The organism is Parvimonas parva, from assembly GCF_045866535.1.
GTDB classification, from domain to species: Bacteria; Bacillota; Clostridia; order Tissierellales; family Peptoniphilaceae; genus Parvimonas; species Parvimonas parva.
In genome coordinates this window covers 670,823-687,273 of record NZ_AP038371.1, presented here as the reverse complement: position 1 = coordinate 687,273, position 16,451 = coordinate 670,823, and the positions used below count along the sequence as shown (strand labels likewise).

Sequence of the window (16,451 nt, the reverse complement as noted above, 5' to 3'; positions counted from 1 at the left end):
TTTTATAATTATAATTTTTGAAAATAATCTTTCACTGCAAAAATAAAACTTTCATTATCTTCAATATTTCTTACAGCAACTCTTATAAATTCCCTATTTTCTAAATTAATTTTTGAAGTTAAGTCTTTAACAAAAATATTATAATCTTCTAACATTTTTGAACATAAATTTTTAGAAGTTCCTTTTTTCAATTCAATAGTAAAATAATTCGCTTGAGATGGAATAACTCTAAATTCTTCAATTTCATTTAATTCTTTTAAGAATATTCTTCTAGCATTTTTTATTTCTACTAAAGCATTAGCATAAACTTTTTTATATTTATCATATATTTGCAAATAATATTCTCCAAATGAGTTTATATTCCAAATAGAAACATCTTTTTTTATCATTGAAACTAACTCAGAATTTGAAGTTGCAACTACTCCAAGACGAATTCCAGGAACTCCATAAGATTTTGAAATACTTTTTACAACGATAAAATCTTTATATAACGCTAAAAATTCATCATTTAAGAAAGTTGGATTTTCTTCTTCAGCAAAATCAACAAAACTTTCATCTAAAATAAATTTTATACCATTACATTTAGCCCAATCAATTAAAGTGAAAATATCCTTTTTACATATATAATTTCCGGTTGGATTATCAGGATTTATAAGAACTAAAGCCTCAATATCTTTATCAGAATAAAATTCAATTATATCCTTAGCTGTATATGAAAAATTATCATGGTTTGGAACAAATACTATTGACTTTTCAGAGTTATGTCTATTAGGATATTCTTCAAAAGTCGGTCTGATAAATCCAATATTCCCTTCAATTTTTTCTATAACAGACTTTATGAGCTCAGCTGCCCCATTACCAACAACTATATTTTCTTTTTTTATATCAAAAATTTTAGCTACAAGTCTAGAATTAACATCAAGTCCTGAAGGATACTGTTCCAATAGAACTTTAAAATTATATTTTAATTCGTCTATCATTTTCTTAGGTGGAAAATATGGATTTACTAAATAACAAAAATCTAACAATTTAGGATATCTCCAATAACCTCCATATCTAACTTGATACTTAGAAAGTTTTTCATCTCCACTAGAAAAAATAGAAGAGGCAATATCTAAATCTTGCTCATCATCAATTTCATACCACTTAATATCATCTGAAATTACTTTTGCAAAAATATGGTTTTTACCTAAATCAATAATTGTCTTTAAAACAGCCTCATAATAATCATTTTTACCATTTGCACTCATATATGCTTCTAAAAACGGAAAATAAATATTTTTAGAAAATTCTTTAGAAAATTTATAAATATTTATAGTTTTAAAATATTTGTCAGCATCACCAAAATTAAATTCCTTACCCGGAATAAAATTTAAAATTTCTTCATTTTCATTTATTTTTAGACAAGTTCCATCCATCCAACGTTCGTATTTTGCTACTAAAGCCAAATTTTCACGATTATCTTCTAGAAGTTCACTAATCATTTTATCATCAAAAATTAAATCGGATTCAAGTAAAATACTATCTTCTTTTATCATCTCATCTTTTGCAAGATACATTGAGTAAATATTATTTGTTTTATCATAAATTTCATTATTTATAAAAGTTAATTTAGTATTTATGTTTAAAGATTTTATATAATTAATAAAAAATTCACTCTTATATCCGGTAACAACAACGATATTTGAAAGAGATTTTGTATCTAAAATTCTAAGCATTCTTTCCATTAGAGAAATACCATTTACCTCTACCATAGATTTTGTATTGTTTTCCGTTAATTTTTTTAACCTACTGCCAAGACCGGCTGCTAATATAACTGCTTGCATTTTACACCTCTATCTATATTTTTTAAAAACTAAAAATGATGGAAATTTTGGAATAAAGAAAGTGGATTTTGGTGGTAAAACACAAACTTCATTAGCTAATTCCATAAATTCATCAGATTCTAGTGGACAAAGTTCAATTAAAACATCATTTTTTCCAAGATTTTTTTTAGCAAAATCTATATCAGTATCTCCAATATAATCAACATTAGAAAAATTTAAAATTCTAAACGCTGTTGAAATAATTTGAGTATTCATTCTAAAAACATCATTATTCCAGAACAAATCATTTTCTGTATCTTTTAATTTTACAATAAAAGAATCTCCTTGATAAGTTATTCTAACAAATCCTTTTTTAAGCTCAGCATCGTCAAAAACTTCTAAAAAACTATCCATAAATAACTTTGCTTTTTCAAAAGAAGTTGCATCAATATTTTTAATTACTCTATGAATTGGAGAAATTGTAACTTGTGAAAAACTTAAAAAACAAGAAAATACTGTTTTTTTATTCTTCAACATTGAAGATGTATATAATCTATGATGTCCATCTGCTACATACATTCTTTCAACATCAGAAAATTTATCTAAAATTTTCTTCGCTTCATCTCCGGAATAAACATATAAATCAATATTTTTAAAATGATATTCTTTTATATATTTCTTTTCTTCAATAATTTTTTTGTAATCAATTTCTTCCTTATGTGCAATAAAAACTGGTGCCGTTTCAGAATTATATATATGATAATTAGCAATCATGCCTTGAATAACATCAGGTAAAACAAGTTCGTGACACTTAATTTTCTCTGAAACATATTCTTCTATTGCTAAATCTGCAAGAATTCCATAAGAATCAAAATATTTAAAAACATAAATACAATTATTATTACTTTCTAACGGCTGAGCATTTAATTTTTGCTTACTGTTCTTTGAAAGAAATAAAGTGTCATTATCAAAACATATCTTTCCATCATTAATTTTTGCAAGATTAATGAAATCAGAATCATATAGATTTTGAGATATATTTATAAAACTATTTTTTAACGAATTTATTTTCATAAAACCTCCAAAACAAATTGAATTATAAATTAACAATAAAATATAATTCTTTTACAAAATTAATTTATAATTCAATTTTTCAAAAAAATTCCAACATAAGTATATCACAAATTACATTTTATATCTAGACAACAAAAAAAGATATTGACACATCATCAATATCTAATTAATTTCTTCTATTTAATTTTAAAGTTATATTCTAACTTTACTTACTTGCTTTTTCTTTGTCTTTTTTAATCAAATTTCTAAGAGCATCTATCGCTGTTCTTATGGCTCTATCTGTATCTTCTATTACATTATTTGAAAGATTTTGTTTAACTCTTTCTTGATTGTTTACAACTAAAAATATTGAACCAGCTCTTGTGTTTAGATAACTTGAAACAACAAAAAGTGTTGATGATTCCATTTCACTTGCTTTTGTATGAAGTCTTTTCCACGCTTCCCACTTATTCAAAAGCTCATAGCTAACCGGTTTATTTTCCGGTTGATGTTGTCCATAAAAAGCATCTTTACATTGAACAACTCCAACATGGTAATTGTATCCTGTTTTTGCACAAGCGTTTGAAAGTTCATTTACAATTTCATAGTCTGCAACTGCAGGAAATTCTATTGGCGCATATTCTTTTGAAGTTCCTTCCATTCTAATCGCTCCAGTTGCAACAACTAAATCTCCAGCTTCCACTTCTAAGTCTATTCCGCCACAAGTTCCAACTCTAATAAATGTATCTGCTCCAATTTTGTGTAATTCTTCAACTGCAATTGATGTACTCGCTCCACCTATTCCTGTACTTGTTACAGAAACTTTTTCGCCTTCTAAATATCCTGTATATGTTACATACTCTCTGTTGTCTGCAACTAAAACTGCATCATCAAAATATTTTGCGATTAATTTACATCTTTTTGGGTCTCCGGGTAAGATTACATATCTTCCTACATCTCCACTTTTCATATCAATATGGTATTGTTTTTCTTTTAATAATTGTTGTGACACTTATATTTCCCCCTTATTTTCAAAATTTAACACTAATTCATAGGCCTCATTTTTTGATATATTAAAATTATTTTTTAACATTTTTACAATATCTTTATTGCTATAACCTTCTTCTTTAAAATTTAATATTTCTTTTTCAAAATCAATCTCTTTTTCATCTTCAGAAATTTTTTCAATTACAAGGACTATTTCTCCCTTTACACCCTTTTCTTTGTAATAAGAAATAACTTCTTCTAAACTCCCTCTTTTATATTCTTCAAAAAGTTTTGTAAGCTCTCTACACACACAAACATTTATATTTCCAAATAATTTATATAAAAATTCTAAAGTTTTTAAAAGTCTGTGAGGCGTTTCATAACAAATACCTGTAACATTCATCTTTTTAAAGTTTAAAAAGAATTTTTCTCTTTCTGAATTTGTCTTTGGAACAAAACCCAAATAAACAAAATTTGTTGTATCAAAACCACTTCCACAAATTCCATTTACCAACGCACAAGCTCCAGGCAAAATTTCATAAGCAATCCCCTCTTTTATAACCTCTTGTAAAATCACAAAACCGGGGTCATTTATTATCGGCATTCCTGCATCTGAAATAATCGAAACTATTTTGCCATTTTTTATATTGTTTATTATCTCTGCAACGCGTTCACTCTCATTGAATTTATGATATGATATTAGTTTAGTATCTATATTATGAAATTTTAATAGATTTGAACTATTTCTAGTGTCTTCACAATAAATTATATCACTTTTTTCCAAAACTTCCAAGGCTCTAAGGGTAATATCTTTCATATTTCCTATTGGAGTCGGAACAAAATAAATATTAGAAATTCTTTCCATAATATATCTCCTTAATTTTATCGGTATAATCTCCATTTTTTTCATAAATATAAAGATTATCCTCAACAAATAAATTGCTATTTCCATTTTTTACCAATTCAATTATAAATAAATGTGGCTTTTTATCTACATTTGTAGAAATGAATTGAATTCTCTTAGGTTCTAACTTAAATTTCCTTGACTCACTCAAAACATCAACCAAACGCTCCATACTGTAAATCAAAAAAACTTTCCCGTTATATTTTAACTTTTTATAAGAAAAATCTAAAATATTCTCTAATTTCAAACAATATTCATATCTTGAAATCAAAAAATTTTCATCTTCATTTAATATTCCCGTATTTATTTTCTTATAAGGAGGATTTGAAACGATATAGTCAACAGAGGAATTTTCAAAATCTTCATAGCATAATTTTAAATCTTTATGTAAAAGATTAACATTTTTTAAATTATTTTCAGAAATACTACAATCAATAAGTTTTGCATTTTCGTCTTGAATTTCAATCAAATATACCTCTTTTAAACTATTTAAAAAATTAATTCTAAGACCTATTATTCCGGTACCTGCGCCAATGTCTATTAAAATTTTATCTTTTTTTACATTTGCAAAATGCGACAACAAAATTGAATCAATGCTAAAAGAAAATTTATTTTTATTTGCAAATATGACTCCATTAGTGTTAGGAATAAAATGTTTCTCCATATCTCAACCTCCGACTTATATTTTACCATAAATACGCTTTAAAAGGAATTATTTTTATGATAGAATATATTAAGGTGATTATATGAATTTTACAAATCAACAAGTCGATGCTATTAACCATTTTGAAGGACCTGCTTTAATTTTAGCAGTTCCCGGCTCAGGCAAGACGACTGTATTATTAAATAGAATTTTAAATTTAGTTGAAAATTACAATGTAAAACCAAGTGAAATACTTTCTATAACTTTTAGTAAAGCTCAAGGTATTGATATGGAAAGAAGATTTTTGACCAAAAACCCTGATTTTAAAGGAAAAATAACTTTTAAAACAATTCATGCTTTTTGTTATGAGATTGTTAGAAATTATATGAAAGTTAGAAATATTAAAAAGACTTTAATTGAAGGAAATAACGAGTTTAATAGAAATTTAATTTTAAAAAGAGCATATTTTCAAACTAATTATAAAAAATTAACTGATGAAGAAATAAATGACTTTTTCTCAATTTATGATTTTGTAAAAAATAAAATGTTTGACTTTGAAGGATATATCAAGAAAAATCATTTTATTTCAAATCGAAGTTTAATGTTAAAGCTTTATAATTTGTATGATGAAATGAAAATTCAAAATAATTTTATGGATTTCAACGATTTACTCATACTTGCAAATGAATATATTTCAATGGATAAAAAACTTTTAAAGGCAATTAAAAATAGATATAAATTTTTTCAAGTTGACGAAGGACAAGATACCTCTACTCTCCAATTTGAAATTATAAAAAAAATTGTATTTCCTGAAAATAATATATTTGTAGTTGCAGATGACGACCAATCAATTTACAGTTTCAGAGGTGCAAGTCCTGAAAATCTTTTGAATTTTAAAAACATTTATCCAACTTCAAAAATATTTTTTATGGATAAAAATTTTCGCTCTACAAAAAACATAATAAAAATTAGCAATAAAATTATTCAAGGAAATAAAATTAGATACGAAAAATTTTCAAAACATACAACTGAAGAAAGTTCACAGATAATGCTTTTTAAGGTAAAAAACGCAAAAATACAAGCAAGAGAGTTATTAAACAAAATTTCTGAAATCAACCCGAATGAAACTATTGGAATTTTATATAGAAATAATATCTCATCTTTATACATTGCAGATATGTTTAGAAAGGAAAATATTGACTTTTTCATAAAGGAAAATAGATTCGATTTTTATTCAAATAGAATTTTAAATGATGTAAAAAATATTTTACTATTTTCCGAAGACACAACTGATTTAGAAGTTTTTAAGCGAATTTATTTTAAATTGAACGCTTATATAAAAAAAGATTTTATTTCAAAATTAGAATATAAACCTTATAACCAATGCGTTTTGGAAAGTTTACTTGACTTGGAAGAATTAAATGATTTTTATTTGAGAAAATTCAGCGATTTAAGAAATAATTTCAAAAGAATAAAACGTATGAAAATGGAAGATAAAATTGATTGTATTTTATATGAAATTGGATATGGCGATTATTTAGATAATTTCAATGATTTTTCAAATCTAAATTATAATTTAATTTTCGATTTAATAAAATATTTATCAAAAGATTTAAAAACCTTTGACGAATTCATAGAAAAGTTGAACAATTTAAAAGAATTACTTAAAAATGCATCAAATTCAAATTCAAATATATCCATTTCAACAATACATTCATCAAAAGGCTTAGAATACGACAATGTATTTATCATTGACCTTATAGACGGAGAATTCCCACAAAAAAGCGTATTGAATTCATTTGATGAAAAGTTATTAGAAGAAGAAAGGCGACTATTTTACGTTGCAATGACAAGAGCAAAGAAAAGACTATATTTATTCACAATCAAGGAAAGGAATAATCTACCTGTAGAACCGTCAATTTTTTACAACGAACTAAAAAAGAACAATTAAAAAGGAGCTGACGCTCCTTTTTGTGCTTTATTATTTATTATTTCCTGCATTTGTTCCTGCGATTATTCCAAAAACTGTTATATCCGCAATTGAAACTGAACCTAATCTATTCTTACCATGAATACCTCCAGTCGTTTCCCCTGCTGAGTATAATCCTTTTATAACTTCACCATTTTTATTTAGAACTTGTGCATTTTTATTTATCTTAAGTCCACCCATTGTATGATGAACTGCAGGAACTGCTTTTAGACAATAAAATGGTGCTTTTTCCACTTTAAAACCTAATCTTCTAAGATTAAATAAAGTATCTTTTCCTTTTTCGGAATCTTCGTTGAATTGCTTAATTGTTTCTTTTAAATTCTCTTTATCTATTCCAAAAAATTCTGCCATTTCTTCTATTGAATTTACTTTACAAAGTTTTTTACCTTCAATTAAATTTTTATATTCAATTTCATGAGTAGGTAAGATTTTTGATTTTTGCATAGAATCTTCATCCCAAATTTGATAAGCAATGCTATCTGTTTGAGCTTTAATTCCCATTGAAATTTCTCTTCTTGTTCCTAATTCTTCAACAAATCTCTTGCCCTCTTTATTTACAATTATAGCACCACCTGCAAGTCTTGTATCTCCAGTATATAAAAGTTTTCCAGTTTCAACATCACATACCGGATATAATTGAATTTGATTCATATCAACAACATCAGCTCCAATGGCTTGTGCCATTTTTATACCATCACCCGTTGAGCCCGGAGAATTTGTTGAAAGAATTTTATCATCAACCTCTTTATCATTATCATAAAGCATTTTTTTATTTGCACCAAAGCCTCCTGTTGTTAAAACTACAGACTTTGCATTTATTATTAATTCCCCGGTTTTTATTTTTGCCTTAACGCCTGTAACTACATTGTCCTTTGTCAAAAGTTCAAAAGCATTTGTTTCTGTTAAAATTTCTATTCCTAATTCTTCAGCTTTTGCATGTAATTTATTTATTAATTCTTTTCCAGACTGTCCTTTTGGAATTAAAGACCTTTTAACTGAATGACCTCCAAAGAACATAAGTTCATCTGTCCATTCAACCTTAACATCATCTCTGAGCCATTTTGCACCGTCAAGAGCATTATTAGCCAAGACATCTATAAGTTCCTTATCCCCTCCGGCTTTTTCTACGTCTTTTTTAAATAAATCAACACTGTCTTTTATATTTTCTTTTTCTTGTAGCCAATTATTTGGAGCTGAATATTCCGCACCGGAAATCAGAGTATTTCCTCCAATTAAAGGTAATTTTTCTATGATTACAACATTTGCTCCTGCTTGTTTAGATTTTATTGCTGAAATTAATCCTGCACCACCTGAGCCGACTACAACAACATCTGTATTCATTTCTTTTACTTCAAATTTTTCATTCATTACAGGATTATTTTTTAAGATTTTTTTATAATCTAATCCTGACTTTTTAATTGCATCTGCAAGCGCATTTACAAATGCCTTTGATGAATAAGTTGCTCCGGTAATTTCGTCTAAATTAAAATCTCCCGAATTAACCTTTTGAATTAATTTTTCAATGGCAAGTTTTCCAACATCTTCAGTTTCTACACTTTCCTTCAATGATACATTTTTTATTTTACTATTTTCAAAACTTACATTAAGCACAACATCTCCATTATGTCCTCTTGCTTTTCCCTCATAAGTTCCATTAACAGCTGACTTACAAGAAGTTAAAAATAGTACAAAAACAAGTAAAAATGATAAACTTCTAAATAATTTTTTCATAATATCCTCCAAATCTTACAAAACACAATTATTTTTATATTCGTTTAATACATCAAAAATCTCGTCAATATCGTTCAAAGTATTTATTGTATTTTTTACTTTGTTTGAACCTTTAAACCCCTTTAAATACCACAAAATATTTTTTCTCATTTCTCTTATGGCTATTCTTTCAGGCTTAAATTCAAGTTCTAATTTATAATGTCTTTTTATCGTATCAATCACTTCTTCGAGGGTTGGAGAAGAATATTTTTTTGATAGATTATAATCTTTGATTTGTTTAAAAATAAATGGATTACCAAGAGCGTGACGTCCTATTGCAACAGCATCAACTCCGGTTTCTTCTTTCATTCTTACATAATCTTCAACACTACAAACATCACCATTTCCAACAACTTTTATTGGAACATGATTCTTTAAAACTTTTATATCATTCCAATCGGCATTTCCAGAATAAAACATTTCTCTTGTTCTGGCATGTAGAGTTATCATATATGCACCGGCTTCAACAATAGCATCTGCAACTTCCAAGAAATTTTTATTTTTATCATCAAATCCTAAACGTATTTTAACACTTACTGGAACTTTTGAATTTTTAACCATAGTTGAAACAATATTTTTAACCTTTTTAGGCTCTTTCATCAAATAGCTACCCTCATGATTTTTTACAATTTTCGGAGCAGGACAACCTAAATTCAAATCAAGCTGATAAATATCATCTCTATTATTAAATTTAGTTTGTATTACTTCTTCCATAATCTTTTCATCACTACCAAAAACTTGTAATCCGACAGGACCCTCTCTTTTATCAATATATGTTATGATTGAAGTGTTATCATTATTATAATATAAACCTTTTATAGAAACCATTTCTGTAAAAGTCAAACTTGCACCCATTTCACTTGCCAAAATTCTAAAAGCAACATCGCTAACTCCGGCAAGTGGAGCTAAAAAAATATCTCCATTAAGCATATTATGTCCTCTTCTTCATTTTGTATATTTCCAACATACCGTCAAGCGTAAGTTTCTTATCTATAATATCAATTCTATCTATACCTTTGGTAATTAAAGTTGAATAGCCACCGGTTGCAACAACTTTTAACTTAGAAACATCAAAATTCATCTCTTTTACCGTTTCATCAAGTAACTTTTCAATAAGTCCGATATAACCAATTACCATTCCAACTCTTATATTATCCATAGTATTTTTTGCGACAACTTTTTCCGGTTTGTAGAGTTCAACTCTTGGCAATTTTGCAGTCTTTAAAAATAGTGCCTCTGATGAAATTCCAATTCCAGGAATAATAGCTCCCCCTTGGTAAACTGAATTTTCGTCAACTACATCAAAAGTAATCGCCGTTCCTATATCAATAATTATCAAAGGAACTCCATATTTTTTTATCCCTGCAATAGAATTTACAATTCTATCAGCACCAATCGTTCTTGGATTGTCATGATTTATTTCAAGTCCCAAATCACAATTATCATCTATAATCATAGGCTTTAAATTAAAATATTTCTTTATAGCATTCTCTATTGAATGCATAACATCAGGAACAACCGATGCTACAACAACATCATCTATCTCAGATTTTTTTATATTATTAGCATGAAGTATCTCTGTAATAGACAAAGCATATTCATCACTGGTTTTATTTTTTATTGTATTAAGTCTGAAATCACAAATAAGAGAATCTTCTTGATAGACACCCAAAACAATATTTGTATTTCCTACATCTATAACTAGTAACATTAAGTCCTCCAAAAATTAAACTTATATACTATATAATAGCATTTTTTTAAAATTTATACAATAATAAAAATATCGCCTTTCCATAATATTTGTTATGATACAATATTGATGTGAGACCAAGAGTACAAAAAACTTGACACTACCAAAAATTTTAATAAATAAAAATAATAAATAGAAAAAATTTATTAAAAAAACAGACATTAAAGTTTCCTATAATATCTGCTTTTTATCTTTAAAATCTAATTATAAAACAAAAAAGTTACCATGTATCCACCTGATACAAAGAATCGTGGAATATTACTTATTTTTATTGTTTATTGATGCTTGAATAAATCCGTCAAATAAAGGATGAACTTTATTTGGTCTTGACTTAAATTCAGGGTGGAATTGACAAGCAACAAAATAATTACTACCAGTGTATTCAATAATTTCAACAAGGTCAAGTTCAGGATTTATTCCAGAGAAAATAACTCCAGCTTTTTCAAGTTCTTCTCTAAATTTATTGTTGACTTCATATCTATGTCTATGTCTTTCTTGAATAATTTCTGCATTGTATAATTTTCTAGCTTTACTATCCTTTAAAAGTTTACAGTCATAATTTCCAAGTCTTAAAGTTCCACCAATATTTTCAACATCAAATTGACTTTCCATTAAATCAATTACAGGATATTTTGTAGTATCGTCTTTCTCCGTTGAATCTGCTCCTTCAAGTCCTGCAACATTTCTAGCAATATCAATGATTGCGATTTGCATTCCAAGACAAATTCCAAAATAAGGAATATTCTTTTCTCTTGCGTATCTACTTGTAGCAATCATTCCTTCAATGCCTCTACCACCAAATCCACCTGGAACAATAATTCCGTCAAGTCCTTTAAATATTTCATTAACATTTTCTTCTGTAACTTCTTCAGAATTTATCCAATGAATATTAATTTTGTGAGCATTTTTATAACCTGCATCTATTAATGCTTGTGAAACTGAAAGGTATGCATCATGTAATTGAACATATTTTCCAACAAGTCCAATTTCTAATTCTGATTTTACATTTTTATATGAATCAATCATTTCTTTCCAATTACTCTTAATTGATTTTCCTTCTAAACAAAGTTTATGTAAAACATAATCATCTAAACCTTGTTCATGTAATTTAACTGGTACTTCGTAAATAAAGTCAACATTTTCAGATTGAACGATAGCACTTTTTGGAACATCACAGAAAAGACTAATCTTATTTTTAATTTCATCAGAAATTTTTTCAGGACTTCTAACTACAATAATATTAGTTTTAATTCCTTGACTCATAAGCTCCTTAAAAGAATGTTGAGTAGGTTTTGTCTTTAATTCATCAGAACCAGGAATTGTAGGAACTAAAGTAGTATGAATGAATAATACATCTTCTTTTTTATTTTCAGCATGAATTTGTCTAATCGCCTCGATAAAAGGTAAAGATTCAATATCTCCAACAGTACCGCCAATTTCAGTTATAATTATATCAGCTTTGCTTTCTTCAGCTGCCTTATAAACATATCCTTTTATCCTATCCGTAATATGTGGAATTACTTGAACAGTTGAACCATTGTAATCTCCTCTACGTTCTTTTTGAATTACTTCGCTGTAAATTCTTCCTGTAGTTACATTACTTCTTTGAGTTAATTCTTCATCTATAAATCTTTCATAATGTCCTAAATCTAAATCAGTTTCAGCGCCGTCTTTTGTTACAAAAACTTCCCCATGTTGATAAGGACTCATTGTACCTGGGTCAACATTTATATATGGGTCAAATTTTTGCATAAAAACACTAAAACCTCTATCCTTTAAAAGTCTTCCTAAACTCGCTCCACATATTCCTTTACCAATTCCTGAAACAACTCCTCCAGTAATAAAAATAAATTTGCTCATCATATCCTCCTAATTTAATGCTCTAAAAATTTCTTCATAAGTTGGTATATTCCAATTTTCTCTTGAAATATTTGATTCAATTTCATCACTAATCATTCTAATTTCTTCCAAATTTTTAGGAATAAATTTGTGTAAACTTATTACTTTTTCAATTTCATTTTCTCCATGATTTTCTTTTTCGAAATCACTAAATTCATCAAGTTTTATAAACAGTCCCTCAAGTAAATTATTAAGTTTATTTACTCTCTCATTAAGTTTAACATTTTTTATTCTATCATTCAAATTTATTTCAAAATTAAGCTCTTTTATACAAGATGGAATAACATCTTTGTTAATCATATTAACCAATGTTTTCATCTCTAACATATAAGTATTTTTTACATCTTCAATGCAAACATCATAAACAGCACTTAATTCCAAATCATTCAAAATATTATTTTCCAAAAGAACTTCAAACTCCTTAGATTCTTTTGCATACAATAAAGCATCTAAATATGTTCTATTATTTTTAAGACCTCTTCTTTCAGCCTCTTCAACCCATTCTTTTGAATAACTATCTCCAGAAAACAAGACCCTTTCACTTTCAATTAAAATTTCTTTTAAAAGATTTTTACAAGCAGAAACTCTTTCAGCCTTATCTTCAACATTTTGAACTTTTTCTAAAACATTCTTAAGCTCAGCACCCACAATTGTATTTAAAACTATATTACAATCTGATGCACTTTGCATAGAGCCTAACATTCTAAACTCAAACTTTCCACCTGTATATGCAAAAGGTGAAGTTCTATTTCTATCATCAGTATCTCTTGGAGTAAATCCTAAATTACTGATATTAAAATCATTTTGTTTTACAGAATTTTTAACTTCCATATCCAAAATATCATATAAAATATTTTCAATTTCATTTCCTAGATAAACAGAAATAATTGAAGGTGGCGCCTCATCTCCACCAAGTCTTAAATCATTTCTAACACTTGAAGATGAAACTCTAAGTAATGAAGAATATTTGTTTACAGCTGAAATTGTAGAAACCATAAAAATTGCAAAAAGTAATCTATCAATTTCATTATCATTTTTTGGTAATTTAAACAAATTTTTACCATAGTTTGTAACTAAAGACCAGTTATTATGCTTTCCACTTCCATTTACATTTTTAAATGGTTTTTCATGCAATAAACAAACAAGATTATGCTCATAAGCAGTATTTCTTAAAACTTCCATAACAATTTGGTTATTATCAACCGAAACATTTACAGTATCATATAGAATTGCAACTTCAAATTGTCCCGGAGCAACCTCATTATGTTCAGTTTTAGAGTTAATTCCTAATTCTTCCAATTTTTTATTTATACTATTGTAATATTCCATAACTCTTTTTGGAATTGAACCAAAATAATGTTGTAACAATTCTTGGTCTTTCGGTGGCATTTCTCCAATTAAAGTTCTTCCTGTATTTATAAGGTCAACTCTCTTTTCATAAAGTTCTCTATCAACTAAGAAAAATTCTTGCTCTAAACCAACTTTAATTTTAACCCTAAATATTTTATCATCTGAAAATAAATTATATAAATCAGTTGCTTGTTTTGATAAAAAATCCATACTCTTTAAAAGAGGTGCTTTTTTATCCAAACTAATTCCATCAAAAGAAACAAAAATTGAAGGAATATACAAAATATTATCCATTATAAAAGCATTCGCAGTACAATCCCAATATGTATAACCTCTAGCCTCAAATGTTGACCTCATTCCCCCGTTTGGAAATGATGATGCATCAGGCTCACTCTTTAAAAGTTCTTCTCCTGAAAATCTAACTATCGGTAAATTTTCGTAAGACTTATCTATAAAACTTTCGTGTTTTTTTGCAGTATTCCCATTTAACGGTTGAAACCAATGGCAATAATGTGTTGCACCATTTTCTATAGCCCATTCTTTCATAGCATGTGCAATTATATCTGCACTATCTTTATCTAATAATTCCTCTTTTCGAATCGCATTTTTCCATTTTAAATAAATCGGATAAGGCAACTTTTTTTTCATTGCATTTTTATCAAAAGTAAACTTTCCAAAATTTTCAATTCTGCCCATATATTCCTCCTAAAAAAAAATTGGTCTTCTTTTTACCTCTAAATAGAGAAAAAAAAAACCAAATTTCTAAAATGTTTTATTTGTTTTATTTATACTAATATAATAAAATATTTTTACGATTATGTCAAGAGGTTAAATAAATTTTTTATTTAGAACTTCTAGAAAATATATCAGCAAAAACTTGACATTGTATATATATATATATATAATATCTATGTAAATTAAGTGTGTAAAATTTTTTTGGAGGTTTATTATGAAAAATAAAAAAACTATGGTTTTAATTCCTGCTTTAAATCCGCCTGAAAATTTAATTGATTATATTTATGAATTGAAACATTATGGACTAAATGATATTTTAGTTGTAAATGATGGTAGTAGTGAAAGATTTAAAAAATTTTTTGAAGATTTAAAACAAATTGACGGTGTAACAATATTAACTCATGCAAAAAATTTAGGTAAGGGAAGAGCTTTAAAAAACGCTTTTAATTTTTTTCTGACATTACCCAATATTGATGATTTTAATGGAATTGTAACTTGTGATTCTGATGGGCAACATAGGGCAAAAGATGTACTGAATATTGCAAATAATTTAGAAGTTTATCTAAATTCTTTAATCATAGGTTGTAGAGATTTTGATAGTAAAAATGTCCCTCCAAAAAGTAAATTTGGAAACAAGGTAACAGTAAATGTTTTTAAATTGTTATATAGAAAAAAAATAACTGATACTCAAACAGGGCTTCGTGGTTTCCCTAAAAGTATTATTTCCGAAATGTTAGATATTTTTGGAGAAAAATTTGAATATGAAACAAAAATGTTAATAACTTGCTTTGAAAAAAATTTAAATATAGTCGAAATACCAATAGAAACAGTATATTATAACAATAATGCAGAAACACATTTTAACGCTATCAAAGATTCTGTAAAAATATACAAAGTAATTTTTACATCTTTTTTTAATTATATATTAACCTCACTCTCTTCATTTTTAATAGACATAGGATTATTTAAAGTATTCGTATATATTTTTTCATCATCATTAGTTAAAAATTCATATTCAATATTTTTTTCAAGTGTTATTGCAAGAATATTTTCTTCTCTTTTTAATTTTTTTGTAAATAAGAATTTTGTTTTTAATGGAGAAAAAAGTTTCAAAAAAACAATATACAAGTATTATAGTTTATGTATTTTTCAAATGCTATTATCTTCATTTAGTGTTTCTTTACTTTGGAAAATAACAAATGTTAATGAAACAATAATAAAAATCATTGTAGATACAATACTATTTTTAATAAGTTATAGGGTTCAAAGAACTTGGGTCTTTAAGAAAACGAGGAAAAAAAATTATGAAAAATAAAATTTTAGATAAATTAACACACAAAAAATCTATAATTACTTTCTTTTTATCCTATATAATTACATTACTATTAACTTTAAACAAAAATTTTAAAATTGAGAAAGAAACTTTTTTTCACATTTTTATAAATAATGATAGTTTGATTTGTTTAATGTTATTTATCCTTTTATTTATATTAATAAAAGATTTGGATTTAAAAACTTTAATAGATTTTGAAAAAAGAGAAAATAAGATAATAAATATATTTTCT

At 26.6% G+C, this 16,451-nt stretch carries 12 protein-coding genes; 2 read left to right on the top strand and 10 right to left on the bottom strand.

What is annotated here, in order from left to right; all coding sequences use genetic code 11:
• Positions 1–8: 8 nt before the first annotated feature.
• The 5 genes from ACKTSI_RS03535 to ACKTSI_RS03515 all read right to left on the bottom strand — a co-directional run bounded on the left by ACKTSI_RS03535 (position 9) and on the right by ACKTSI_RS03515 (position 5,413).
• Positions 9–1,826, bottom strand: a complete 1,818-nt coding sequence (locus tag ACKTSI_RS03535) for an aminotransferase class I/II-fold pyridoxal phosphate-dependent enzyme (RefSeq protein WP_407863102.1) — start codon at positions 1,824–1,826, stop codon at positions 9–11.
• A gap of 9 nt (positions 1,827–1,835) precedes the next feature.
• The gene (locus tag ACKTSI_RS03530) at positions 1,836–2,879 is read right to left on the bottom strand and encodes a DUF1015 family protein (protein ID WP_407863101.1); all 1,044 of its coding nucleotides are present in this window, start codon (positions 2,877–2,879) and stop codon (positions 1,836–1,838) included.
• 205 nt (positions 2,880–3,084) lie between these two features.
• A complete protein-coding gene (gene udp / locus ACKTSI_RS03525; RefSeq protein WP_201275867.1) occupies positions 3,085–3,870 on the bottom strand; it encodes a uridine phosphorylase in 786 nt (261 codons plus the stop codon).
• Positions 3,871–4,710, bottom strand: coding sequence for a 16S rRNA (cytidine(1402)-2'-O)-methyltransferase (gene rsmI, locus ACKTSI_RS03520; RefSeq protein ID WP_407863100.1), 840 nt, complete (start codon positions 4,708–4,710; stop codon positions 3,871–3,873). It lies immediately after the preceding gene.
• Positions 4,694–5,413, bottom strand: a complete 720-nt coding sequence (locus tag ACKTSI_RS03515) for a tRNA1(Val) (adenine(37)-N6)-methyltransferase (RefSeq protein WP_407863099.1) — start codon at positions 5,411–5,413, stop codon at positions 4,694–4,696. The genes rsmI and ACKTSI_RS03515 overlap by 17 nt, the downstream gene beginning before the upstream one ends.
• Positions 5,414–5,495: 82 nt before the next feature.
• Here ACKTSI_RS03515 and ACKTSI_RS03510 point away from each other — a divergent pair, with 82 nt between their 5' ends.
• Positions 5,496–7,343 (top strand): ATP-dependent helicase, encoded by a 1,848-nt coding sequence (locus tag ACKTSI_RS03510; protein WP_407863098.1) that lies wholly within the window; start codon positions 5,496–5,498, stop codon positions 7,341–7,343.
• Between the two features lie 30 nt (positions 7,344–7,373).
• Here ACKTSI_RS03510 and ACKTSI_RS03505 read toward each other — a convergent pair whose 3' ends face one another.
• The 5 genes from ACKTSI_RS03505 to ACKTSI_RS03485 form a co-directional block, all read right to left on the bottom strand.
• A complete protein-coding gene (locus ACKTSI_RS03505; protein ID WP_407863097.1) occupies positions 7,374–9,113 on the bottom strand; it encodes a flavocytochrome c in 1,740 nt (579 codons plus the stop codon).
• Positions 9,114–9,128: 15 nt separating this feature from the next.
• A complete protein-coding gene (gene dusB / locus ACKTSI_RS03500) occupies positions 9,129–10,082 on the bottom strand; it encodes a tRNA dihydrouridine synthase DusB (protein WP_201275863.1) in 954 nt (317 codons plus the stop codon).
• Between the two features lies 1 nt (position 10,083).
• Positions 10,084–10,863, bottom strand: coding sequence for a type III pantothenate kinase (locus tag ACKTSI_RS03495; RefSeq protein ID WP_288980813.1), 780 nt, complete (start codon positions 10,861–10,863; stop codon positions 10,084–10,086).
• Between the two features lie 297 nt (positions 10,864–11,160).
• Positions 11,161–12,762: a CTP synthase gene (locus ACKTSI_RS03490; RefSeq protein ID WP_068472441.1), complete on the bottom strand. Its 1,602-nt coding sequence runs from the start codon at positions 12,760–12,762 to the stop codon at positions 11,161–11,163.
• Between the two features lie 9 nt (positions 12,763–12,771).
• Positions 12,772–14,847, bottom strand: coding sequence for a glutamine synthetase III (locus ACKTSI_RS03485; RefSeq protein ID WP_311526317.1), 2,076 nt, complete (start codon positions 14,845–14,847; stop codon positions 12,772–12,774).
• A gap of 253 nt (positions 14,848–15,100) precedes the next feature.
• On the opposite strand from ACKTSI_RS03485, the gene ACKTSI_RS03480 reads away from it, so the two are divergent.
• Positions 15,101–16,201 carry a glycosyltransferase gene (locus tag ACKTSI_RS03480; protein ID WP_407863096.1) on the top strand — a complete coding sequence of 367 codons (1,101 nt, stop codon included), beginning with the start codon at positions 15,101–15,103 and terminating at the stop codon, positions 16,199–16,201.
• Positions 16,202–16,451 lie beyond the last annotated feature (250 nt).

Excerpts from the sequence above, each read along its gene's own strand:
- ACKTSI_RS03535 (WP_407863102.1), bottom strand. The coding sequence starts at position 1,826 with ATGCAAGCAGTTATATTAGCAGCCGGTCTTGGCAGTAGGTTAAAAAAA.
- ACKTSI_RS03530 (WP_407863101.1), bottom strand. The coding sequence starts at position 2,879 with ATGAAAATAAATTCGTTAAAAAATAGTTTTATAAATATATCTCAAAAT.
- rsmI (WP_407863100.1), bottom strand. The coding sequence starts at position 4,710 with ATGGAAAGAATTTCTAATATTTATTTTGTTCCGACTCCAATAGGAAAT.
- ACKTSI_RS03515 (WP_407863099.1), bottom strand. The coding sequence starts at position 5,413 with ATGGAGAAACATTTTATTCCTAACACTAATGGAGTCATATTTGCAAAT.
- ACKTSI_RS03510 (WP_407863098.1), top strand. The coding sequence starts at position 5,496 with ATGAATTTTACAAATCAACAAGTCGATGCTATTAACCATTTTGAAGGA.
- ACKTSI_RS03505 (WP_407863097.1), bottom strand. The coding sequence starts at position 9,113 with ATGAAAAAATTATTTAGAAGTTTATCATTTTTACTTGTTTTTGTACTA.
- dusB (WP_201275863.1), bottom strand. The coding sequence starts at position 10,082 with ATGCTTAATGGAGATATTTTTTTAGCTCCACTTGCCGGAGTTAGCGAT.
- ACKTSI_RS03495 (WP_288980813.1), bottom strand. The coding sequence starts at position 10,863 with ATGTTACTAGTTATAGATGTAGGAAATACAAATATTGTTTTGGGTGTC.
- ACKTSI_RS03490 (WP_068472441.1), bottom strand. The coding sequence starts at position 12,762 with ATGAGCAAATTTATTTTTATTACTGGAGGAGTTGTTTCAGGAATTGGT.
- ACKTSI_RS03485 (WP_311526317.1), bottom strand. The coding sequence starts at position 14,847 with ATGGGCAGAATTGAAAATTTTGGAAAGTTTACTTTTGATAAAAATGCA.
- ACKTSI_RS03480 (WP_407863096.1), top strand. The coding sequence starts at position 15,101 with ATGAAAAATAAAAAAACTATGGTTTTAATTCCTGCTTTAAATCCGCCT.